Genomic DNA, 20,877 nt, shown 5'->3' with positions numbered 1-20,877 from the left:
GGGTGCGGTCGAAATTGCTCATCATCGTTGGCTGACCTCGGCAGGCTTGGGCATCGCGAACTCGGTCTTGAGCTGGCCGGTTTCCCCGTCCAGCAGCCAGGCATCCATCACCTGCTTGACCACCGGAGCCGCGACACCGGAGCCGGACTCGCCGTTCTCCACCATCACCGCGACGGCTATCTGCGGGTTATTGGCGGGTGCAAAACCGACGAACAGGGCGTGATCGCGGTGGCGCTCCTGCACCTTGTTGCGGTCATACTTCTCGCCCTGCTTGATCGCCACCACCTGCGCCGTGCCGCTCTTGCCGGCGATGCGATAGACCGCGCTGTCACCCACCTTGCGCGCGGTGCCACGGGCACCGTGCAGCACTTCTTCCATGCCATGAATGCCGTAGTCCCAGAATTTCGGGTCACGCAGCACGATATCCGGCATCGGGTTGGGATCCACGGGCAGCCGGCCATCGACACTCTTGGCCAGATGCGGGCGAATCCATTTGCCGCGCGTGGCCATCAATGTGGTGGCCTGCGCCAGTTGTAGCGGCGTGGTCTGCATGTAGCCCTGGCCAATGCCGAGAATCAGCGTCTCACCCGGATACCAGGGCTGGCGGTACCGCGCCCGTTTCCAGTCGCGCGAAGGCATCAGACCGGCGGTTTCCTCGAACATGTCCAGCGCCACACGCTGGCCGAGGCCGAAGCGGCTCATGTAGTCGTGCATGCGATCGACGCCCATCTTGTGCGCCAGATCGTAGAAATAGGTGTCGTTGGAACGGGCAATCGCCAGGTTCAGATCCACCCAGCCGTCACCGTTGCGGTTCCAGTTGCGGTACTTGTGACTGTGGTTGGGCAGCTGGTAGAAGCCCGGGTCGAACACCCGCGAGGTGGGAGTGACGACCCCGGCATCCAGACCGGCCACCGCCACCATCGGCTTGATGGTCGAGCCGGGCGGGTAAAGGCCGCGCAGCACGCGGTTGTACAGCGGCTGGTCGATGGAGTCGCGCAGCTCGCCGTAAGCCTTGAAACTGATGCCGGTGACGAAGGGGTTGGGGTCGAAACTCGGCTGACTGACCATCGCCAGCACTTCACCATTGTTCGGGTCGATGGCCACCACCGCACCACGACGGCCGCCCAGAGCGTTTTCTGCGGCCTCCTGCAGATGCACGTCGAGGCTGAGGACAATGTCCTTGCCCGGCTTCGGATCGATGCGATTGAGCACGCGCAGCACGCGCCCGCGCGCATTGGTCTCGACTTCCTCATAGCCAACTTCGCCGTGCAGTTCGTCCTCGTAGAAGCGCTCGATACCGGTCTTGCCGATATGGTGCGTGCCGGCGTAGTCAGTCGGGTCGAGGCGCTTGAGCTCCTGCTCGTTGATGCGTCCGACGTAACCGACCGAATGGGCGAAATGCTCCTTCTGCGGATAGTGCCGCACCAGCTGCGCCGCCACTTCGACACCGGGCAGGCGGAACTGGTTGACCGCAATGCGGGCGATCTGCTCCTCGCTCAGCTCGAAGAGGATCGGCACCGGCTCGAACGGACGCCGCCCCTGACGCACACGACGCTCGAACAGTTCCCGCTCGTCTTCGCTGAGCTCCAGTACCTCGACCACCGTATCGAGCACGCTGAGCCAGTCACCGGCACGCTCACGGGTCACGGTCAGGCTGAAGCTGGGACGGTTGTCGGCGATGATCACGCCGTTGCGATCGAAGATCAGCCCGCGAGTCGGCGGCAGCGGCTGCACGTGGATGCGGTTGTTCTCCGCCAGGGTGCTGTGATGCTCGTACTGGATCACCTGCAGGTAATACATGCGCATGATCAGCACGCAGGTCAGCAGGATGATCACCACGCCGCCGACCAGCACCCGGCGCTTGACCAGGCGAGCGTCCTTTTCGTGATCCTTGAGGCGAATCGGCTGCGGCATGACTACTTGATCACTTGTGGTACGGGTGGCCGGACAATACGGTCCAGGCCCGGTAGATCTGCTCGCCAAGCAGGATGCGCACCAGCGGATGCGGCAGGGTCAGCGGCGAAAGCGACCAGCGCTGTTCGCTGCGCGCACAGACCTCCGGCGCCAGCCCTTCCGGGCCGCCGACCATGAGATTGACGTTGCGCGCATCGAGACGCCAGCGATCCAGCTCCGCGGCCAGCTGCTCGGTGCTCCATGGCTTGCCATGGACCTCCAGCGTGACGATGCGTTCGCCGGGCTGAACCTTGCTGAGCATGGCCTCGCCTTCCTGGCGGATCAGCCGTGCCACATCGGCATTTTTGCCGCGGGTATTGAGCGGGATTTCCACCAACTCCAATGGCAGTTCGGCCGGCAGACGCTTGACGTACTCCTGCCAGCCCTCCTCGACCCAGCGCGGCATACGCGAGCCAACGGCAATGAGTTTGATCCGCACGGCTGGAGCTTACTCGGCCGAGTGCTGGGCGCGGCTCTGCTCGGCGCCCTGCCACAGGCGCTCGAGGTCGTAGAACTGGCGCGCGGTCGGCAGCATCACGTGAACGACGATGTCGCCGAGGTCGAGCAGGGCCCATTCGCCGCTGTCCAGACCTTCGCTACCGATAGGGCGCACACCCTGCTCCTTGACCTTTTCCAGCACGTTGTCCACCAGCGCCTTGACCTGACGGCTGGAGCTACCGCTGGCGATCACCATGAAATCGGTGATGCTGGTCTTGTCCTTGACGTCGATCACGGTGATATCGGTCGCCTTGATCTCTTCCAGCGCCGCCACGGCGATCTTGACCAGCTCGTCGCTGGGCATGTTCTGCTTGCTCATAAAAACTCATTTGCCTCGTGTAATGGACGCCAGCGCACATGCGCGGCGTTTCAAGCATTGGGCGCACGGTAAAGATCGTGCGCCTGGATATAGGCCAGTACCGCGTCCGGCAGCAGATAACGCGCCGAGCGGCCAGTTGCCAACAAGTGGCGAATCTGCGTGGCGGAAATCGCCAACGGAGTCTGCCAGATGAAACTGATTTGTCCGCCAGGCCCTTCCAGGCTCAGCGGGTCGCTGACACTGCGCGCGGCGAGCAGGTCGCGCAGCGCCTCCGGCGCTTCGCTGTCGGCATCCGGCCGTTGCAATACCAGCAGATGGCAGTGCTCGAGCAACTCCTGCCAGCGATGCCAGCTCGGCAAACCGCAAAAGGCATCCCAGCCGAGCAGCAGGAACAGCTGGTCGCCCGCGGCCAGCTCGGCACGTAGCGACTCCAGCGTGTCCACGGTGTACGACGGTTTGTCGCGGCGCAGCTCGCGGTCATCAACCGTCAGGCGCGCCTCGCCGGCCACCGCCAGCTCGACCATGGCCAGACGCTGTTCGGCGCTGGCCTGCGGCGTATCGCGGTGCGGCGGCCTGGCGCTGGGAATGAGCCGCAGCTCGTCCAGCAGCATGAATTCGGCCACCTCTAGCGCGGCACGCAGATGCCCGATATGCACCGGGTTGAAGGTACCGCCGAGCAGGCCGATGCGTCGGGCGCCGATCTGTTTCATTTATGTGCGAATGTGTCCGTCGCCGAAGACCACGTACTTCTCGCTGGTCAGGCCTTCCAGGCCGACCGGGCCGCGTGCGTGCAGCTTGTCGGTGGAGATGCCGATCTCCGCCCCCAGGCCGTACTCGAAACCATCGGCGAAGCGCGTCGAAGCGTTGACCATCACCGAGGAGGAGTCCACTTCGGTAAGGAAACGCCGCGCATCACTGAAGTTCTCGGTGATGATCGAGTCGGTGTGCTGCGAGCCGTAATGATTGATGTGCTCGATGGCCGCATCCAGCGAGTCGACGATGCGAATCGCCAGGATCGGCGCGTTGTACTCGGCGAACCAGTCATCCTCGCTCGCTTCCAGCACATCGCTGCCGAGCAGTTCGCGGGTCGCGGCATCGCCACGCAGTTCCACGCCCTTGTCGCGGTAGATCGCGGCCAGCAGGGGCAGCACGCGCGCGGCGATGGCCTGGTGCACCAGCAGGGTTTCCATGGCGTTGCACGGCGAGTAGCGCTGGGTCTTGGCGTTGTCGCAGACGCGAATGGCCTTGTCGAGATCGGCGGCAACGTCGACATAGACGTGGCAGACACCATCGAGATGCTTGATCACCGGCACCTTGGCGTCGCGGCTGATGCGCTCGATCAGGCCCTTGCCGCCGCGCGGCACGATCACGTCGACGAACTCCGGCATGGTGATCAGCTCACCGACGGCAGCGCGGTCGGTGGTTTCCACCACCTGCACGGCAGCCGCCGGCAGATCGGCCTCGGCCAGGCCCTGCTGGATACAGCGGGCAATCGCCTGATTGGAATGGATGGCCTCGGAGCCGCCACGCAGGATGGTCGCGTTGCCGGACTTCAGACACAGGCTGGCCGCATCGATGGTCACGTTCGGACGCGACTCGTAGATGATGCCGATCACACCCAGCGGTACGCGCATCTTGCCGACCTGAATGCCGGACGGCAGGTAGCGCATGCCCTGAATCTCGCCGATCGGGTCAGGCAGGGTCGCCACTTGGCGCAGGCCTTCGATCATGCTGTCGATTACCTTCGGCGTCAGCGCCAGGCGGTCGACCATGGCCGGCTCCAGACCGCTGGCGCGGGCGGCGGCCAGATCCAGTTCGTTGGCGGCGGTCAACTCGGCGCGAGCGGCGTCGAGAGCGTTGGCAGCGGCCTGCAGCGCGCGATTCTTCTGCGCGGTGCTGGCGCGGGCGAGCACCCGCGAAGCCTGGCGGGCAGCCTGGCCCAGGCGGGTCATGTATGCGTGCACGGACTCGGTCATGGCGGCGGAGGTCTGGCAGTTGGACAAAGGGGCTGATTATAGCCATCTCGAAGGGCCGCGCCCAGCGGCGTCTGGCAAGCGGTAGACGGCGTGTTCACTTTACCTCGCGAGAATGCCGGAAGAGCGCCGCAGAGCAGGCCCAAACCAGGGCGCTTGTTGTTATGCTCGCAGCCCCGGATCAGATCGCTGCGCCCCTCCGACAGATCATGCCCGCCGAATCCACTCTCAGTTTGCCCTGGCCCGGCGCCCGGCCACTGCCGGATGCCTTCTTCGACCGTGACGCGCAGCTGCTTGCCCGCGAGCTGCTCGGCAAGGTCATTCGCCATCGCGTCGGCGCGCTGTGGCTGAGCGCACGAATCATCGAGACCGAGGCCTACTACCTGGCGGACAAGGGCAGCCATGCCTCGCTCGGCTACACGGAGAAACGCAGGGCGCTGTTCGCCGATGGCGGACACATCTACATGTACTACGCGCGCGGTGGCGACTCGCTGAACTTCAGCGCTCACGGCCCTGGCAACGCGGTGCTGATCAAGTCCGCTCACCCCTGGATCGACGCCATCAGCGGCGCCGATTCGCTCGCCGCGATGCAGCGCAACAATCCCGACAGCCTCGGCCAGCCCCGCGCGCCAGAACGCCTGTGCGCCGGGCAGACGCTGCTGTGCAAGGCGCTCGCGCTGAAGGTGCCGGACTGGGATGCGCGCCGCTTCGACCTGCAGCGCCTGTTCGTCGAAGACGTCGGCGAACGCGCGCAGTCGATCATCCAGTGCGCACGCCTGGGCATACCCACAGGCCGCGATGAGCACCTGCCGTATCGCTTCGTCGACGCGCAGTACACACGCCACTGCACACGCAACCCTTTGCGCCGTGGACAGGTCGAAGGCCGTGACTATCGATTGTTGAGCGTCTCGGGAGCGGAACGATGAGCGTCTGGCTGGACGACCTGACCACCTGGCTGAGCGGCAACCCGCAATGGCTGGGCGTGGCGATATTTCTTATCGCCCTGCTCGAATGCCTGGCCCTGGTAGGCATCGTGCTGCCCGGTGTGGTGCTGCTGTTCAGCGTCGCGCTGCTCGCCGGCAGCGGCGTTCTGACGCTGTGGCAGGCGCTGTTGCCGGCCTACGCCGGCGCACTGTGTGGCGACATGCTTTCCTATGCACTGGGCAGGCGCTTCAAGCACAACATCGGCCGTCTGCCGGTGCTGCGGCACCACCCGCAGTGGATCCTGCGCGCCGAGATCTATTTCCATCAGTATGGGGTCGCCAGCCTGCTGGTTGGTCGGTTCATCGGTCCGTTGCGCCCGATGCTGCCGCTGGTGGCCGGCATGCTGAACATGCCCTTGCCGCGCTTCATCCTGGTCAGCCTGGTAGCGGCGGCCGGCTGGGCCGTGGCCTATCTGCTGCCGGGCTGGGCCACCGGCGCCGCCCTGCGCCTGCCGATGGCAGAGGGTTTCTGGACCGAGGCGGCGGTACTGCTGGCCGGCATAGGCGTGGTCCTGCTGCCGACCATCCAGGCCAGCCTGGCGGAAAAACCACGAGCCAGTCTGCTGGGCGGCGGTCTCAGCCTGGCGTTGCTGATAGCCATGGTCATCGGCTGGCCCCATCTCGATGCGCTGGATCAGGGTCTGATGACTCTGGTGCAGGAGCAACGGCAGGCACACCTGGACCAGTGGATCGGCACCCTGACGCGACTGGGCGACTTTCATATCCAGTTCGCGGCAGCAGTGGTGTTGTGCTCCCTGCTGCTCCTGGCACGCCGCTGGCGTCACCTGCTGTTCGCCGCATCGACCCTGCTGATCACGGCCCTCGGCAACACCGCGCTCAAGTATGGTTTCGCCCGGGCACGCCCCGATGTCCTGAGCGAGCCACTGACCACCTACAGTTTTCCCAGCGGCCACAGCTCGGCAGCCTTTGCCTTCTTTCTGGTGCTGGGGGTACTGGCCGGACGCGGGCAGTCGGCGCGCCTGCGTCTGGCCTGGCTGGTGATCGCCTGCCTGCCGGCCGCTGCGATCGCCCTGTCGCGGATCTACCTGGGCGTGCACTGGCCCAGCGACATCATCGCCGGCACCCTGCTGGCCTCGGCCGTGTGCGGTCTGAGCCTGGCGCTGAGCCAACGCCAGGAGGTGCTGCCGGCACTGCCGGCGCGGCTATGGTGGATCATCCTGCCTGCCTGTTTTGCAGTACTGGGCGGCATGGCGACCTGGCAGCTGTCCACCGCGCTGCTGCGTTACGCCTACTAGCAGGCGGTTGAAAACCACCTGCCAACGTGCTGATTCAGGTATCGCCCTGAAGTATTTCCAGCATCGCGTGCAGCTGTTCCAGGCGCTGGGCCGGATCGTCAAGCTGAAGCAACTGCAGCTTCTGCGCTGGCTCCAGCGGCAACAGGTAAGCCAGCTGATTGGCCAGTTGCTGCTGGCCGGTGACCACGCCGGCCATGGCCAGGCCCGCCACCAATGGGTGTTCGGCCAACGCGGCGTGCAGCGCTGCAAGATCGGCATGCCCCGCCTGCAGCGGACTGTCTGGCCCCTCCTCCAGCCACTGCACATCGGCGACGGTCAGCTGATCAGGCAGAACCTGGGCACGCTCGACGCGAAAACGCCGCCCACCCTCGACGCGAATCCCCAGCATTCCATTGGTACGCTGTTGAAAGTCGCGCACCAGGGCCTCGCAGCCAATCGCCGCAAAACGGCTGGCGGCTTCGCCCACTTCCTCGCCCTCGACGATGCACACCACGCCGAACCCGGCGTCCTGCTTCATGCAGCGGCTGATCATGTCCAGGTAGCGTGCCTCGAATATCTGCAGGTCGAGCATGCAGCCTGGAAACAGTACGGTGTTGAGCGGGAACAGCGGGAGTTTCATGGTTTCACGGCCTGTTATCGACGCAATGCCGGTGGGGCATCAGGGATGGTCAGGCAGGCTCTCACAGGAACATGGCGATCGCCAGCGGCAACAGCACCGCGGTGATCACCCCCATCAGGCTCATCGCCAGCGCAGCGAAGGCGCCACACTCGTCGCTTTCCTGCAGCGCGCGCGCCGTGCCCACGGCGTGTGCGGTAATACCCAGCGCCATACCCTGCGCCGCCGGGTGATGAACCCGGCACAGGCGCAGGATCGACGGCCCGACGATGGCACCGATGACCCCGGTGATCATCACGAACACCGCGGCCAGCGCCGCGATACCGCCAATCTGGTCGGCCACCAGCATGGCGATCGGCGAGGTCACCGACTTCGGCGCCATGCTCATCAGCATCAGCCGTTCGGCGCCGAACAGCCAGGCCAGCGCTGCCCCGAGCAGCGTGGCGACGGTACCGCCGATCAGCAGGGTGAGGATGATGGGCCAGAACAACTGGCGGATCCGTCGCAGGTTCAGATACAGCGGCACGGCCAGGGCCACGGTAGCCGGGCCGAGCAGCAGAGTCAGCGCCGCGACGCTGTTGCGATATTCGGCGAAGCCCAGACCGCACAGGAGCAGGATGCCGATCACCGTGAGCATCGAGACCAGTACCGGCTGCAGGAACACCCAGCGGGTACGTTCGTAGGCAGCCATGGCCAGCTGGTAGGCGCCCAGGGTGATGCCGATGCCGAACAGCGGGTGATGGGTCAGCGCCTGCCAGGCGCCCTGCCAATCCGGACTCATGCGTCCTCCCGGCGCTGCTGGCGCTCGATCAGTTTCTGCATCAGCCAGCCGGCAAAGGCCAGCGATACCAGCAGCGACAGCACCAGCGCGCCGACCACGGCCCAGAAATCGGCGGCGATATCACCGGCATAGGCCATCACGCCCACGGCAGGCGGTACCAGAATCAGCGGCAGGTACTTGAGCAGACTGCTGGACGCGACGTTCAGCGACTCGCCGACCTCGCCACGCAGCATGAGAAAGACGAACAGCAGCAGCATGCCGATGATCGGCCCGGGCAGCATCGGCAACAGCAGGACGTTGATGACGGTGCCCAGCAACTGGCACAGCACCAGCCAGGAAAGGCCGCGAAGCAGCATGTTTGAAGTCTCCAGAAAACGCGCGATGGCCACGTTCACCACCTGAAGAAAAGGCCGTTGAAAACGCAGGCGGTTTTCAGCGACCCACCAGAGGGGATTCCGGGCATCTGTTGGGGCATGTCGGCCATTATAGGCGCGATGGACCATCGCTGGCCCCTGTATTGCTTCGTCAGGCTGGCCTATGCCGCGTCATTCATTACGCCTAGGCAGACTTGACCCGTTGCCACCCCCGTGCTGATCTAGGCCGCAACGGTTTCACGCACACAAGAACAAACACACGCGTCCTCAAGGAGGAACCATGCCGTTCGTACCCGTAGCTGAACTCAAGGACCATGTTGGCAAGGAACTCGGCAAGTCCGAGTGGCTGACCATCGATCAGGAACGCATCAACCAGTTCGCCGAGTGTACCGGCGACCACCAGTTCATCCACGTCGACCCGGAAAAGGCCAGGCTGACTCCCTTCGGCACCACCATCGCCCACGGTTTCCTCTCGCTGTCGCTGATGCCGATGCTGATGGAAACGATCATGATCATGCCGCAGGGCCTGAAGATGGCGGTGAACTACGGCCTCGACAGCGTGCGCTTCATCCAGCCGGTCAAGGTCGACTCCAGGGTGCGCCTGGTGGTGACCCTCACCGATGCCACCGAGAAGAACCCCGGCCAGTGGCTGCTCAAGGCACGCGCCGTACTGGAGATCGAAGGCCAGGAGAAACCGGCCTACATCGCCGAACCGCTGACCCTCTGCTTCGTCTGACCTCCGTCCGTTCCCGTTTCCGGCATTCGCGCCGGGAACGGGAATGCACCTGCATCGTGCAAAGCGTGCGATGCGACAGCGCAAGCGTCCAGGCTTGCGGCATACTGCGGAGCAAAGCACCGACCTGGACGTCTGCCATGAATCCCCTTGCCCTGCGCCTGCTGCCTCTTTGCCTGTCCCTGCTGATCGCCGGTTGCGACGACGCACGCCCGCTGTTGCCGGCCAACGCCACCCTGCCCGATGGCGGTCAGTATCGCGGCGAGATCGTCGACGGATTGCTGCAAGGCCCGGGCCGCCTGGACTACCGCAATGGCAGCTGGTTCATCGGCCAGTTCAAGGACGGCATGCTCGAAGGCAGCGGCGAATGGCAAGGGCCCGGCGGCGAGCACTACCTGGGCGAATTTCACGAAGGCATGTTCCATGGCCAGGGCACCCTGACCTACAGCGATGGCAGCCGCTACGAAGGCAGTTTCGAACGCAACAGGTTCAGCGGCGTCGGGCTGCTTGAACAGGGAGGTCAGCGCTACCAGGGGGAATTTCTCGACGACCGCTTTCATGGCCTGGGCAAACTGGAAATGGCTGATGGCAGCAGCTTCCAGGGCCAGTTCGTCAAAGGCCAGCCAGAGGGCCAGGGCGTGCGTATCGATGCCTACGGCAACCAGTTCAGCGGCGTATTCGCCCAGGGTCTGCTCAACGGCCAGGGCAGCTACCAGAATGCAGATGGCGACAACTACAGCGGCGGATTTCAGAACGACGAGTTCCACGGCAAGGGCCGCTATCAGAGTGCTGGCGGCGAGACCTGGGCCGGCGAATTCGTCGAAGGAGTGATGCAGGGCCCCGGTGAATATACCGATGACAACGGCACCCGTTATCTCGGCGAGTTCGCCGACTGGCAGTACGAAGGCGAAGGCCTGCTTACCCTGCCCGATGGCAGCGCATACCGCGGGCATTTCTCCGGCGGCGAGTACAACGGCAAGGGTACCCTGACCCTGGCCGACGGCAGCCGTCAATCCGGCACCTGGCAAAACGGGCGCCTGGTACGTGACGAACAGGGCCGAATGCTGCCGGACAGCCTCGAACTGGGCCTGCTGCAGCAGGGCCAATTGCTCGACGAGGCCATCGCCGCGATCCCCGCCTCGACACCGGAACGCGAACTCTATGCACTGACCCTGGCGGGCGACGGCAAGCAGAGCGTGTTCATGCGCGAAGCCGACTATGTCGGCCGGTTGATGCGCGAGCGCTTTGGCGCCCATGGCAGCATCAGCCTGGTCAACCACCGCGATCATCTCGCCGACCGCCCGCTGGCCACCCGCGAGAACCTCACCCGCGTGGTCCAGGCCCTGGCCGAGCGCAGCGGCGAGGAAGACCTGATCTTCATCTACCTGACCAGCCATGGCTCGCGCCGTCATGAACTCAATCTCGACCAGCCACGCCTGCAACTGGCCGACCTGCCCGCCAGCGAGCTGGCCGCGCTGCTCGCCCCGCTCAGGCAACGCAACAAGGTGGTCGTGATTTCGGCCTGCTACTCGGGCGGCTTCATCCCGCCGCTGAAGGACGAAAAGACCCTGGTGATGACCGCCGCACGCGCCGACCGGGTGTCCTTCGGTTGCAGCGAAGAGAACGACTTCACCTACTTCGGCCGCGCGCTGTTCGCCGAGGCGCTGGGTGAAACCGACAACCTCGAACGGGCCTTCGAACTGGCCAGCGAACGCGTCGCCGAGCGTGAGCAGAGCGACGGCTTCGAACCTTCCGAGCCGCAGATCTGGGCGCCTCGCGGCGTGCTCCAGAGCTGGCGCGAACTGCGCCAGAGCCAGGCCGAGCGTGCGCTCGGTGCCGTGGCCATTGGCCCGGCAAGGGACTAGCAGGGCGTTGAAAAGATTGGCAACCCTGCATGGATGCAGACGTCAAAACGACTGAGGACGCCAAAGCCAAGGTGTTTTTTCAACGGACTGTTAAGCTGAACCGTAACGGACAAGAGAGCACTGCATGTACCTGACTCCGCAGCACATCCTTCTCGCTGGCGCCACCGGACTCACCGGGGAACACCTGCTCGACCGCCTGCTCAGCGAGCCCACTGTCGCCCGCGTGCTGGCACCGACCCGCCGGCCACTGGCCGCCCATCCAAATCTGGAAAACCCGGTAGGCGATCTGCAGAGCCTGCTGCCGCAGTTGTCCGGCCAGGTCGATACCGCGTTCTGCTGCCTGGGCAGCACCATCAAGCGCGCCGGCTCACAGGAAGCCTTCCGCGCCGTCGATCACGATCTGGTGCTGGCCTTTGCCCGCCGCGCACGCGAGCTGGGCGCACGGCATCTGGTGGTCATCAGCGCGCTGGGGGCCAACCCGAACTCATCGGTGTTCTACAACCGCGTCAAGGGCGAAACCGAAGAAGCCCTGAAAGCCATGGACTGGCCACAACTGACCATCGCCCGTCCGTCGCTGCTGCTCGGCGCACGTCGTGAATTCCGCCTCGGCGAGCGCCTGGCCGCCGTGCTGCTGCGCTGGCTGCCGGGCAAGTACCGCGGCATCGACGCCTGCGTCCTGGCCCGCGCCCTCTGGCGTCTGGCACTGGAAGAGGAAGACGGCGTACGCGTGATAGAGTCCTCCGACCTGCGTCGCCTGGGGCGCTGAAACCGTGGATGAGACGATGAAACCGACAAGCCTGATCGAGGCCCTGCAAGACACCGACATGCTGGAAATCGACGGTCTGTATGCCTGGCAGTTCGACCTCGACACCGAGTTGCTGGCACAGATCAGCGCCGGCACGGCAGGCAGCGACAGCGCTGCCCGACCGCTGCTGCAGGTCCATTGCATCGATGGTCGCGAGCGCCGCCTGTGGACGTTCTCCCTGGCGTCGGTGCAAGGCGCGCGCTACAGCGAAACGGACGACAGCTGGCTGATCGAAGGCAACGAAGCGAGCCACACCCTCAAGTGTTTCGCCGCCTATCGCGGCGACAACGATGAGGATGACGAAGAGCCGGACGAAGCCTGAGCCATGGGCCTGTATGACCGCTACATCCTGCCGCACCTGATCGACTTCGCCTGCGGCATGGGCGCGGTGATGAAGGGGCGTTCGCAGATCGTGCCAATGGCGCAGGGACGCGTACTGGAAATCGGCATTGGCAGCGGTCTGAACCTGGGCTTCTATGATGCCAGGCGGGTCGAGGTGGTGGTCGGCGTCGATCCCTCCGCCGCCATGCAGGACCTGGCCCGTGAACGGGCCGAACGTTGCCAGGTAGCAGTGGAGATGATTGCCCTGGAACTGGGGCAGATTCAGGCGGCAGATGCCAGCTTCGACGATATTGTCTGCACCTTCACCTTGTGCACCATTCCCGATGTCCCCGCCGCCCTGGGCGAGATGCGCCGCGTGCTCAAGCCCGGCGGGCGCCTGCTGTTCTGCGAGCACGGCTTGGCACCGGATCTGCCGGTGGTGCGCTGGCAAAAGCGCCTGACGCCACTGTGGAAACCGCTGGCCGGCGGCTGCCATCTGGATCGAGATATCCCGGCACTGATCGAAGCCGGCGGCTTTCATATCCGTGAATTGACCACCGGCTATCTAAAGGGGCCGAGGCCTATGACCCACGTCTATCGCGGCCGGGCCGACTGAAAGGCTCGCTGCGTGGTGCGCTGGCGCTCACACTTCGGAACGCAGCGCCAGTGGATCGACCAGCCCGGCGGCGATCGCCATACCCACCAGTTCCGGCAGCGTCTCGGCCTGCATGCGCTTCATCACCCGTGAACGGTAGAGATCGACGGTTTTCACGCTGATGTCGAGCTGCTCGGCGACCTCGCGGTTGGTGTAGCCGCGCACCAGCGGCAGCAGCACATCGCGCTCGCGCGGGGTGAGCTGATCGAGCCGCGCCTGCACCTCGGCCAGACGCGGCTCATGCCGCTGGCGGGCCGGGCGACGGTCCAGCGCCTGTTGCACGCTGTCGAGCAATAACTGCTCGTTGTAGGGCTTCTCGATGAAGTCCACCGCGCCAGCCTTGAACGCCCGCACCACGATGGGCACATCGGCGTGGCCACTGACGAAGATCACCGGCAGGTCGATACCGCGCGCACGCATCTCCTCCTGCACATTGAGCCCACCCATGCCGGGCATGCGCACATCGAGCAGCACACAGGCGTTCGCCGCTGGGTCGCAGGCATCGAGAAAGGCACGACCGCTGGTAAAGGGCACGCCGGTCAGCCCCACCGATTCCAGCAGCCAGAGCGTCGAATCGAGCATGCCCTGATCGTCATCGACCACATAAACCCGTTGTTGCATCCCTGTGCAGCTCCTCTTGTTGTTATGACTCTCATAGGTCGCGGGAAAAGCCCGGCCCAGCGCCTGGGTAATACGAGGGAAAGGTGCTAGGCGCGACCACTCGGCAGCGGTTCCTCTTCCCTGCCCAGAGGCAAGCGGCACTCCAGGCACAGCCCGCCACCCTCCGCCGCAAAGGCCTCCAGCGCACCACCGAAACCCTCGATGATGCTGCGACTCATGGACAGGCCAAGCCCCAGCCCATCCGCCTTGCTGGTGTAAAAGGGCGTGAACAGCTTGCTCATATGCTCCTCGCTGACACCCGGGCCCTGATCGATCACCCGGATCGCCAGGCTGCCGTCACGCTCGCCGGCCTCCAGACGCACCTGTGACGGCGCGCCGGGGTGGCGCTCGCGGTTGGCATCGATGGCATTGCGCAGCAGGTTGAGCAGCACCTGCTCGAGCAGTACGCGGTCAGCGAATACCGGCGGCAGATTGTCCGGCAACCCGTCACTGACCGCCACCTGCGCCGAACCGGCCTCCCAGTTGCACAGGCGCACCGCCTCGCGCGCCACCTCGGCCAGATCCAGCGCCTGCATGCGCCGCTGGCCCTTGCGCAGAAACGCGCGCAGACGCCTGATCACCGCCGAGGCATGGTTGGCGTGCTCGGTGATGCGCGCCAGCCCCTGACCCACCTTGTCCACACCGGCCGGATCGCCGCCGACACTCTGCAGATAGCGCTGGCTGGCACTGGCGTAGTTGACCACCGCCGCCAGGGGCTGGTTGATCTCGTGGGCGATACCCGAGGCCAGTTCGCCCAGAGTGACCAGCCGTGCGGTGTGCGCCAGTTCGTCCTCCAGGCGCCGCTTGTTCTCCTCGGCCTGGATGCGCGCGGTAATGTCACGGGACACACTGACCACCTCCACCACCGCTCCGGTGTAGGTTTCACGGATGGCGCGGCTGGCGGTCTCGAACCACAGGTAGTGACCATCGCGATGACGGATGCGATAGGCCATGGTGTGGTAACCGTCCTGTTCCAGAGCCTCACGCGCCGGCTTGGCCTGCTGCATCTGATCCTGAGGATGCAGCAGGCTGTCGACTCCCAGGCCGCGCAACTCCTCCGGCCAGTAGCCGAGCAGCGTCCAGCTCGCAGGGGTGGCATCGAGAAATACGCCATCGGGCGTATGCCGGGAAATCAGATCGGTGGTGTTCTCGGTGATCAGCCGGTACAACCGCCGCGCCCGCGCGGCTTCGCGCTGCTCGTGAACCTCACGGGTGGCCTCGCGACAGCGCGCGAGCACCCGGCGCTCGGTGAGATCGGGGATGAAACTCCAGATCAGGATGCGCTCGCCATCCTGCGCCTCCACGGCTTCCACGGCCCGCCCCTGCGCCAGGCAGGCGCGCACCAGCGGCAGGTGGTTGACCGGTAGCAGCTCGCCGACCTGCGCCAGCGAGCGCTCGCCGAGCAGCCCCTGCAACGCCGCATTGCTCTCCAGCAGACGCGCCTCGGCGTCGAGCAACAGGGTTGGCTGCGGATCGGCCGACAGCAGCGGCGCACTGCGCACCAGCCCCGAGGCCAGATCGACCATCTGGACAAGCAGCTCGCGCAACCACGGCAACCACTCCAGCCCTGCACTATCCTCAATCTGCAGCAGCAGCACACCGGGCTGGCCGGACGCGAGTTCCAGCGCCAGCGCCTGGCCATGGTGCAGCGCCGCCCGGCGCAGGCGTCCGGCCAGCCAGCAGGGCAGCCCGCGCAGGGTCTCGAAGGACAGACTCGGCTGCTCGCCCAGCGCCTCGAACAGCGCCTGGTCGCTGGCCTCCAGAGGGTCGCCCATGCCCGGTGGCAGGCGCGGCCCGTCGTCTTCCTGGGCATAGGTACGGGTGCCAGGCTGCCAGGTCAGGTACCAGGCCTGACGTACCTGCGGACAGCCAAGCAGCGCACAACGCAATGCCACGGCCCGCTCGCCGACGGGCGGCGCTTCGCGCTGGATGCGCAGCCACGACTGCAGCGGGACGGAGGCTAGACGAGCTTCGAACGCCATATAGTAATTATTCTATAAAACCTTGGTACAACTTCCATAGATGACAGAGATGACCTATACATTATCGCCAGTCAGCTCCGGTAATACCTGCATCATTACCGGATTAATCAGAGCTAACAATCAGCCAAAGGTGTATCCGCCATGTCGATCTACGAACAGGGCCTCGGCCGCGCCGCCGTCAACCACGTTGCCCTCAGCCCGCTGAGCTTCATCGAGCGTACCGCGGCGGTATATCCGCACTACCCGGCCGTGGTGCATGGATCGATCCGCCGCAACTGGGCCGAGACCTACGCGCGCTGCCGCCGCCTGGCCTCGGCACTGGCCGGCCGCGGCATCGGCAAGGGCGACACCGTGGCGGTGATGCTGCCGAACATCCCGGCCATGCTCGAAGCGCACTTCGGCGTGCCGATGATCGGCGCGGTGCTCAATACCCTGAATGTACGCCTGGACGCCGAAGCCATCGCCTTCATGCTGCAGCATGGCGAAGCCAAGGTGGTGATCGCAGACCGCGAGTTCTTCGACGTAATCCACGCCGCCATCGGCATGCTCGATCATCCGCCGCTGGTGATCGACGTCGACGACCCCGAGTACGGCGAAGGCCAGCCGGTCAGCGACCTGGATTACGAAGCCTTCCTCGCCGAGGGTGACCCCGAGTTCGCCTGGCAGTGGCCGGAAGACGAATGGCAGGCCATCAGCCTCAACTACACCTCCGGCACCACCGGCAATCCCAAGGGCGTGGTCTATCACCACCGTGGGGCCTACCTGAACTCGCTGGGCAACCAGATGACCTGGAACATGGGCAACCACCCGGTCTACCTGTGGACCCTGCCGATGTTCCACTGCAATGGCTGGTGCTACCCCTGGACCGTCACCGCGCTGGCCGGCGTGCATGTGTTCCTGCGCCGCGTCGACCCGGCGAAGATCCTCACCCTGATCCGCGACGAGCAGGTCACCCACCTGTGCGGCGCGCCCATCGTGCTCAATGCCCTGGTCAACATGCCGCCGGAGGCCAAGGCGGCCATCGATCACCCGGTCAAGGCCATGGTCGCTGGCGCCGCGCCACCCGCCAAGGTGATCGGCGCGGTGGAGGAAATGGGCATCCACGTCACTCACGTCTATGGTCTCACCGAAGTCTACGGCCCAGTGACCCTGTGCGCCTGGCACGCCGAATGGGACGGACTGCCGTTGGAAGAGCGCGCCACCATCAAGGCCCGCCAGGGCGTGCGCTACCCGACCCTGGAAGGGGTGATGGTCGCCGATCCGAAAACCCTGGAGCCGGTACCGCGTGACGGCCAGACCATCGGCGAGATCTTCATGCGCGGCAACACCGTGATGAAGGGCTACCTGAAGAACCCCAGCGCCACCGCCGAAGCCTTCGAGGGCGGCTGGTTCCATACCGGCGACCTGGCCGTGTGCCATCCGGACGGCTACGCGGAGATCCGCGACCGCCTCAAGGACATCATCATCTCCGGTGGCGAGAACATCTCCACCATCGAGGTCGAAGGCGTGCTCTATCGCCACCCTGCCGTGCTGGAAGCCGCCGTGGTCGCCCGCCCGGACGAGAAATGGGGCGAGACGCCCTGCGCCTTCATCACCCTGAAGAGCGGTCAGCAGGTCAGCGACAGCGAGATCATGACCTTCTGCCGTGAACACCTGGCCGGGTTCAAGGTACCCAAGACCGTGGTCTTCACCCAGTTGCCGAAGACCAGCACCGGCAAGATCCAGAAGTTCGTCCTGCGCGACATGGCCAAGGCGCTGTAACGACACCTCCTCTCGCTCTCCCCCACTCGCGGGGGAGAGCCTAATGAACCGTTTTCACAACAACAAGAACCGGCCCAGGCGGCCGACGGAGATCCCTCATGCAAATTTTCAAGCGCCGTGACGGCGACGAACAACCGCACTGGCCCTTCGGCCCGTTCAAGGTGCGCCTGCCCTTCGTGCATTACCGCTGGGAAACCGCCGAGATGCTGCAGGCTCTGATCATGTTCGTGGTCAGCCTGGCGATGATCCCGCTGCTGGAAAAATACCTCGGCCTGCCCTATGACGTGGCCCTGGCCTACGTGGTGGTGTGCGGTATCGGCTTCATGCTGCCGGCGCTGCTCGGCGTGCCTTTCGTACCCGGCTGGATCACCCCCGGCATCCCCGTGGTACTGCTGTTTCTCGGCAACTACGAGCCCGGCCCGCAGGCGATCCAGGCATTGTTCGCCCTGCAGTTCCTGGTCTTCGTGATCTTCCTCGTGCTTGGCGTCACCCGCCTGGGCAGCGCCCTGGTACGGCTGATCCCCAACTCGATGAAGGGCGGCATCATCATCGGTGCCGGTATCGCCGCACTGATGGGCGAGATCAGCGCCGGCGGCCGCCTGGCCAACACCCCGATCTCCCTGGTGCTGGGCAGCCTGATCTGCCTGTACCTGATGTTCTCGGTGTCGTTCAAGGGGCTGACCGAGCGCGTTCCCTTCGCCCGCAAGATCGTCAACTACGGCATGGTGCCGGGCATGCTGATCGCCATTTTCATCGGCATCGGCGTGGGCGAGTACAAGATGCCGGACGTGAAGTGGGGCATCACTGCGCCGGCCTTCGGCGAGATGTGGAACTACCTGCCGTTCAACGTCGGTTTCCCCGGCCTGGATGTCTTCCTGCTGGCCGTTCCCACCGCGGTGATCGCCTACGTGATCGCCTTCGGTGACATCATCGTCGGCCAGTCGCTGATGCAGCGCGCCGATGAACTGCGTACCGACGAAGTGATCGAAAACAACGTCGACCGTGTGCACCTGGTAACCGCCATCCGCAACGCCCTGCACGCCTTCTTCGCGCCCTACCCGGGTCTGGCCGGCCCGCTGTGGACGGCAGTGGCGGCGACGATGGCCGAGCGCTACAAGTACGGGCGCAAGGCAATGGATTCCATCTACAGCGGCGCCGGCACCTTCTGGATCACCGGTTTCGCCGCCCTGTTCATGCTGCCGCTGGTCAGTTTCTTCCAGCCGGTGCTGCCGATCGCCCTGTCACTGACCCTGATCCTCACCGGTTACATCTGCCTGATGGTCGGGTTCGAGCAGCTCAACAACAACACCGAGCGCGGCATCGCCGGCACCATGGGGGTAGTGCTTGCCGTCTACGGCGCGGGCTGGGGCCTGGCCGCCGGTGCCGCTCTGTACATCCTGGTCGAGCGCACCCATCTGCTTAAATTCACCAGCATCAAGGACAAACCGAACGAAGCGGCCGAAGCCGACTGAGTTCATCCGTTCACCCAGCGCCGTGCCTGTCGCGGCGCCTCAGCTGTCGAGGTTGCACCATGCCCGAGTTCAACGCCCCGCTGCGCGACATGCGCTTCGTCCTCCATGAGGTGTTCCAGGCCCCCAACCTGTGGGCACGCCTGCCGGCCCTGGCGGAAACGGTGGACGCCGACACCGCCGACGCCATTCTCGAAGAGGCGGCCAAGGTTACCGGCGGCCTGATCGCTCCGCTCAACCGCAGCGGCGACGAGGAAGGCGCGCAGTGGCATGACGGCGTGGTTACCACCCCGCAGGGTTTCAAGGAGGCCTACGCCACCTACACCGAAGGCGGCTGGGTGGGCCTGTCCGGCAACCCCGAGTACGGCGGCATGGGCATGCCCAAGATGCTCGCCGTGGCCTTCGAGGAAATGCTCTACGCCGCGGGCTCCAGCTTTGCGCTGTACTCGGCGCTAAGTTCCGGTGCCTGCCTGGCCATCGACGCCCATGCCAGCGAGGAACTGAAGTCCACCTACCTGCCGCCGATGTACGAAGGCCGCTGGGCCGGCTCGATGTGCCTGACCGAGGCCCATGCCGGCACCGACCTGGGCATCATCAGAACCCGCGCCGAGCCTCAGGCCGACGGCAGCTACAAAGTCACCGGCAGCAAGATCTTCATCACCGGCGGCGAGCAGGATCTGACCGAGAACATCATCCATCTGGTGCTGGCCAAACTGCCGGACGCCCCGGCAGGTCCCAAGGGCATCTCGCTGTTCCTAGTGCCCAAGGTGATGGTGGGTGCCGACGGCAGTCTCGGCGAACGCAACGCCGTCAGCTGCGGCTCGATCGAGCACAAGATGGGCATCAAGGCCTCGGCGACCTGCGTGATGAACTTCGACGGCGCCACCGGCTACCTGATCGGCGAGGTCAACCGCGGCCTGGCGGCGATGTTCACCATGATGAACTACGAACGCCTGTCCATCGGCATCCAGGGCATCGGCTGCGCCGAAGCGTCCTATCAGTCGGCTGTGGCCTACGCCCGCGAGCGTATCCAGAGCCGCGCCGCCACCGGGCCGGTGAACCACGACAAGATCGCCGACCCGATCATCGTCCACGCCGACGTGCGTCGCATGCTGCTGACCATGAAGGCGTTGAACGAGGGCGGCCGCGCGTTCGCCTGCTATGTCGGCCAGCAGCTGGATCTGGCCAAGTACGCCGACGATACCGACGAGCGGCAGAATTCCGAGGCACTGGTCGCCCTGCTCACTCCTGTGGCCAAGGCCTTCTTCACCGACACCGGCCTGGAAAGTTGCGTGCATGGCCAGCAGGTGTTCGGCGGCCACGGCTACATCCGCGAATGGGGCCAGGAGCAACTGGTGCGCGACGTGCGCATCGCACAGATCTACGAAGGCACCAACGGCATCCAGGCCCTCGACCTGCTCGGGCGCAAGGTGGTGGCCAACGGCGGTGCCGCGCTGCGCCTGTTCGCCGCCGAGGTGCGCGCCTTCGCCCATGATCACGAAGCCCCCTACGGCGCCCTGCTGCTCGAGGCGCTGGAGCGCCTGGAAGCCGTCAGCGGCTGGCTGCTGGAACAGGCCAGGAACGAGCCGAATGCCGTCGGCGCAGCCTCGGTGGAGTACCTGCATCTGTTCGGTTACGTCGCCTACGCCTACATGTGGGCGCGCATGGCCGCCGTGGCGCTGAGCAAGCAGAGCGAGGACGAAGCCTTCTACAGCGGCAAGCTGGCCACCGCCGAGTTCTTCTTCACCCGCCTGCTGCCACGCACCCTGGGCCTGGAAGCGAGCATCCGTGCCGGTAGCCAGCCGCTGTATGGCCTGGCCGCCGAGCAATTCTGAGAACCTGCGCATGGTCAGCTGCGCGTCGGCCCCGACTC

General features: G+C 65.2%; 20 protein-coding genes. 10 read left to right on the top strand and 10 right to left on the bottom strand.

From position 1 onward, the window contains the following. Positions 1-21 precede the first annotated feature (21 nt). The 5 genes from mrdA to OEG79_RS03580 all read right to left on the bottom strand — a co-directional run bounded on the left by mrdA (position 22) and on the right by OEG79_RS03580 (position 4,746). Positions 22-1,914, bottom strand: coding sequence for a penicillin-binding protein 2 (gene mrdA / locus OEG79_RS03600; protein ID WP_264147470.1), 1,893 nt, complete (start codon positions 1,912-1,914; stop codon positions 22-24). Between the two features lie 10 nt (positions 1,915-1,924). Continuing rightward, a complete protein-coding gene (rlmH, locus tag OEG79_RS03595; protein ID WP_013717179.1) occupies positions 1,925-2,392 on the bottom strand; it encodes a 23S rRNA (pseudouridine(1915)-N(3))-methyltransferase RlmH in 468 nt (155 codons plus the stop codon). A gap of 9 nt (positions 2,393-2,401) precedes the next feature. Further along, entirely contained in the window at positions 2,402-2,755 is a 354-nt protein-coding gene (gene rsfS, locus OEG79_RS03590) for a ribosome silencing factor (protein ID WP_264148665.1), read from the bottom strand. A 65-nt stretch (positions 2,756-2,820) separates the two neighbouring features. Further along, complete coding sequence (gene nadD / locus OEG79_RS03585; RefSeq protein WP_264147469.1) at positions 2,821-3,480, bottom strand: nicotinate-nucleotide adenylyltransferase; 660 nt, start codon at positions 3,478-3,480, stop codon at positions 2,821-2,823. Further along, positions 3,481-4,746 (bottom strand): glutamate-5-semialdehyde dehydrogenase, encoded by a 1,266-nt coding sequence (locus OEG79_RS03580; protein WP_264147468.1) that lies wholly within the window; start codon positions 4,744-4,746, stop codon positions 3,481-3,483. It abuts the gene before it with no gap. A gap of 206 nt (positions 4,747-4,952) precedes the next feature. Between OEG79_RS03580 and OEG79_RS03575 the strand changes: the two genes are divergently transcribed. Continuing rightward, positions 4,953-5,669, top strand: coding sequence for a DNA-3-methyladenine glycosylase (locus OEG79_RS03575; RefSeq protein ID WP_264147467.1), 717 nt, complete (start codon positions 4,953-4,955; stop codon positions 5,667-5,669). Next, a complete protein-coding gene (locus OEG79_RS03570) occupies positions 5,666-6,982 on the top strand; it encodes a bifunctional DedA family/phosphatase PAP2 family protein (RefSeq protein ID WP_264147466.1) in 1,317 nt (438 codons plus the stop codon). The genes OEG79_RS03575 and OEG79_RS03570 overlap by 4 nt, the downstream gene beginning before the upstream one ends. Before the next feature lie 34 nt (positions 6,983-7,016). Here the strand turns inward: OEG79_RS03570 and OEG79_RS03565 are convergent, their stop codons facing one another. The 3 genes from OEG79_RS03565 to OEG79_RS03555 form a co-directional block, all read right to left on the bottom strand. After that, complete coding sequence (locus OEG79_RS03565) at positions 7,017-7,601, bottom strand: LON peptidase substrate-binding domain-containing protein (RefSeq protein ID WP_264147465.1); 585 nt, start codon at positions 7,599-7,601, stop codon at positions 7,017-7,019. Positions 7,602-7,662: 61 nt separating this feature from the next. Next, complete coding sequence (locus OEG79_RS03560) at positions 7,663-8,379, bottom strand: LrgB family protein (RefSeq protein WP_264147464.1); 717 nt, start codon at positions 8,377-8,379, stop codon at positions 7,663-7,665. Further along, positions 8,376-8,735, bottom strand: a complete 360-nt coding sequence (locus OEG79_RS03555; RefSeq protein WP_264147463.1) for a CidA/LrgA family protein — start codon at positions 8,733-8,735, stop codon at positions 8,376-8,378. The genes OEG79_RS03560 and OEG79_RS03555 overlap by 4 nt, the downstream gene beginning before the upstream one ends. Positions 8,736-9,033: 298 nt before the next feature. Between OEG79_RS03555 and OEG79_RS03550 the strand changes: the two genes are divergently transcribed. The 5 genes from OEG79_RS03550 (at position 9,034) to OEG79_RS03530 (ending at position 13,093) form a co-directional block, all read left to right on the top strand. Next, positions 9,034-9,489 (top strand): MaoC family dehydratase, encoded by a 456-nt coding sequence (locus tag OEG79_RS03550; protein ID WP_264147462.1) that lies wholly within the window; start codon positions 9,034-9,036, stop codon positions 9,487-9,489. 137 nt (positions 9,490-9,626) lie between these two features. Beyond that, positions 9,627-11,351: a C13 family peptidase gene (locus OEG79_RS03545; RefSeq protein WP_264147461.1), complete on the top strand. Its 1,725-nt coding sequence runs from the start codon at positions 9,627-9,629 to the stop codon at positions 11,349-11,351. Between the two features lie 124 nt (positions 11,352-11,475). After that, positions 11,476-12,117 (top strand): oxidoreductase, encoded by a 642-nt coding sequence (locus OEG79_RS03540; protein ID WP_264147460.1) that lies wholly within the window; start codon positions 11,476-11,478, stop codon positions 12,115-12,117. 16 nt (positions 12,118-12,133) lie between these two features. Next, complete coding sequence (locus OEG79_RS03535; protein ID WP_264147459.1) at positions 12,134-12,478, top strand: DUF5629 family protein; 345 nt, start codon at positions 12,134-12,136, stop codon at positions 12,476-12,478. 3 nt (positions 12,479-12,481) lie between these two features. Beyond that, positions 12,482-13,093, top strand: coding sequence for a class I SAM-dependent methyltransferase (locus tag OEG79_RS03530; protein WP_264147458.1), 612 nt, complete (start codon positions 12,482-12,484; stop codon positions 13,091-13,093). A 27-nt stretch (positions 13,094-13,120) separates the two neighbouring features. Here OEG79_RS03530 and OEG79_RS03525 read toward each other — a convergent pair whose 3' ends face one another. Then, positions 13,121-13,753, bottom strand: coding sequence for a response regulator transcription factor (locus tag OEG79_RS03525; RefSeq protein ID WP_264147457.1), 633 nt, complete (start codon positions 13,751-13,753; stop codon positions 13,121-13,123). A gap of 86 nt (positions 13,754-13,839) precedes the next feature. Continuing rightward, complete coding sequence (locus OEG79_RS03520; RefSeq protein WP_264147456.1) at positions 13,840-15,774, bottom strand: ATP-binding protein; 1,935 nt, start codon at positions 15,772-15,774, stop codon at positions 13,840-13,842. A 141-nt stretch (positions 15,775-15,915) separates the two neighbouring features. Between OEG79_RS03520 and OEG79_RS03515 the strand changes: the two genes are divergently transcribed. The 3 genes from OEG79_RS03515 to OEG79_RS03505 all read left to right on the top strand — a co-directional run bounded on the left by OEG79_RS03515 (position 15,916) and on the right by OEG79_RS03505 (position 20,839). Further along, positions 15,916-17,535 (top strand): acyl-CoA synthetase, encoded by a 1,620-nt coding sequence (locus tag OEG79_RS03515; protein WP_264147455.1) that lies wholly within the window; start codon positions 15,916-15,918, stop codon positions 17,533-17,535. Positions 17,536-17,633: 98 nt separating this feature from the next. Further along, positions 17,634-19,007: a solute carrier family 23 protein gene (locus OEG79_RS03510; RefSeq protein ID WP_220803690.1), complete on the top strand. Its 1,374-nt coding sequence runs from the start codon at positions 17,634-17,636 to the stop codon at positions 19,005-19,007. A 59-nt stretch (positions 19,008-19,066) separates the two neighbouring features. Continuing rightward, positions 19,067-20,839: an acyl-CoA dehydrogenase C-terminal domain-containing protein gene (locus OEG79_RS03505; protein WP_264147454.1), complete on the top strand. Its 1,773-nt coding sequence runs from the start codon at positions 19,067-19,069 to the stop codon at positions 20,837-20,839. Positions 20,840-20,877: the final 38 nt, after the last annotated feature.

Origin of the sequence: Pseudomonas sp. Z8(2022) (assembly GCF_025837155.1) — a bacterium.
GTDB lineage: Bacteria > Pseudomonadota > Gammaproteobacteria > Pseudomonadales > Pseudomonadaceae > Aquipseudomonas.
Note: the sequence above shows the minus strand (reverse complement) of the source record. Positions and strands in the feature narration are given on the sequence as shown.

Excerpts from the sequence above, each read along its gene's own strand:
- OEG79_RS03575 (WP_264147467.1), top strand. The coding sequence starts at position 4,953 with ATGCCCGCCGAATCCACTCTCAGTTTGCCCTGGCCCGGCGCCCGGCCA.
- OEG79_RS03560 (WP_264147464.1), bottom strand. The coding sequence starts at position 8,379 with ATGAGTCCGGATTGGCAGGGCGCCTGGCAGGCGCTGACCCATCACCCG.
- OEG79_RS03525 (WP_264147457.1), bottom strand. The coding sequence starts at position 13,753 with ATGCAACAACGGGTTTATGTGGTCGATGACGATCAGGGCATGCTCGAT.
- OEG79_RS03530 (WP_264147458.1), top strand. The coding sequence starts at position 12,482 with ATGGGCCTGTATGACCGCTACATCCTGCCGCACCTGATCGACTTCGCC.
- OEG79_RS03570 (WP_264147466.1), top strand. The coding sequence starts at position 5,666 with ATGAGCGTCTGGCTGGACGACCTGACCACCTGGCTGAGCGGCAACCCG.
- OEG79_RS03505 (WP_264147454.1), top strand. The coding sequence starts at position 19,067 with ATGCCCGAGTTCAACGCCCCGCTGCGCGACATGCGCTTCGTCCTCCAT.
- OEG79_RS03510 (WP_220803690.1), top strand. The coding sequence starts at position 17,634 with ATGCAAATTTTCAAGCGCCGTGACGGCGACGAACAACCGCACTGGCCC.
- OEG79_RS03540 (WP_264147460.1), top strand. The coding sequence starts at position 11,476 with ATGTACCTGACTCCGCAGCACATCCTTCTCGCTGGCGCCACCGGACTC.
- OEG79_RS03545 (WP_264147461.1), top strand. The coding sequence starts at position 9,627 with ATGAATCCCCTTGCCCTGCGCCTGCTGCCTCTTTGCCTGTCCCTGCTG.
- OEG79_RS03550 (WP_264147462.1), top strand. The coding sequence starts at position 9,034 with ATGCCGTTCGTACCCGTAGCTGAACTCAAGGACCATGTTGGCAAGGAA.
- rsfS (WP_264148665.1), bottom strand. The coding sequence starts at position 2,755 with ATGCCCAGCGACGAGCTGGTCAAGATCGCCGTGGCGGCGCTGGAAGAG.
- mrdA (WP_264147470.1), bottom strand. The coding sequence starts at position 1,914 with ATGCCGCAGCCGATTCGCCTCAAGGATCACGAAAAGGACGCTCGCCTG.
- OEG79_RS03515 (WP_264147455.1), top strand. The coding sequence starts at position 15,916 with ATGTCGATCTACGAACAGGGCCTCGGCCGCGCCGCCGTCAACCACGTT.
- OEG79_RS03565 (WP_264147465.1), bottom strand. The coding sequence starts at position 7,601 with ATGAAACTCCCGCTGTTCCCGCTCAACACCGTACTGTTTCCAGGCTGC.
- nadD (WP_264147469.1), bottom strand. The coding sequence starts at position 3,480 with ATGAAACAGATCGGCGCCCGACGCATCGGCCTGCTCGGCGGTACCTTC.
- OEG79_RS03535 (WP_264147459.1), top strand. The coding sequence starts at position 12,134 with ATGAAACCGACAAGCCTGATCGAGGCCCTGCAAGACACCGACATGCTG.
- OEG79_RS03520 (WP_264147456.1), bottom strand. The coding sequence starts at position 15,774 with ATGGCGTTCGAAGCTCGTCTAGCCTCCGTCCCGCTGCAGTCGTGGCTG.
- OEG79_RS03580 (WP_264147468.1), bottom strand. The coding sequence starts at position 4,746 with ATGACCGAGTCCGTGCACGCATACATGACCCGCCTGGGCCAGGCTGCC.
- OEG79_RS03555 (WP_264147463.1), bottom strand. The coding sequence starts at position 8,735 with ATGCTGCTTCGCGGCCTTTCCTGGCTGGTGCTGTGCCAGTTGCTGGGC.